The sequence below is a fragment of the Vibrio sp. 2033 genome, from assembly GCF_033339735.1.
Genome location: NZ_JAWOVC010000566.1, coordinates 1 through 600, shown reverse-complemented (window position 1 = coordinate 600; position 600 = coordinate 1). Strand labels below are relative to the sequence as shown.

At 54.8% G+C, this 600-nt stretch carries 1 pseudogene; it reads right to left on the bottom strand.

What is annotated here, in order from left to right:
• A pseudogene (locus R7P74_RS27825) lies at nucleotides 1-600 on the bottom strand (tandem large repeat); the annotation flags it as partial.

Below are 600 nucleotides of genomic sequence, written 5' to 3'. Positions count from 1 at the left end.
GTGATCGGCATCGAGTGGCTGCGGTCTTCTGCCCCCGTATTCCCCGAAAGGTCTTGGTAATCTTTCACCACTAAGCCTACGGTTAGCTCTGACGACACTGGCACGACAACATCACCGGTCCAGACTTTCGCATCCGCTGTCTTAGTCAGCGTGATGGCGGAACCACCCAGCTCTGCGCTTGCTGCTTGCAGCGCTTTATCGAACTCTAGTCTGACCGCGACACTTTGTCCTTCCGCTTGATGCGTCGGATTGAATGTTGCGTTAGTCAGTGTTGGCAACGCCTGTGCCAACGTGAAGTTTGTGCTTTCTGTTGCTTCCACGTTTGAGGCATTGGTCCCCGTCACCACCACGGTGTAGGTGCCATTTGGCTCACCACTGATGTCCATCGCGTTGCTCGTCCAAGCGCCACCACTTTGTACTGTGGCACTGCCGCTAGCGATAGCCGTTGCACTGCCTTGCGCTTTGATTTCTACGCTCACGGTTTGGCCATCAAAGCGGCTTGAAGTACCGGTGATCTGCAATGCGGCAGCATTGCTGCTATCCACATTGCCTACTGGCGTGATCGCCAAGGTTGGTGTGATTGGCATTGCGTTGGAAGAA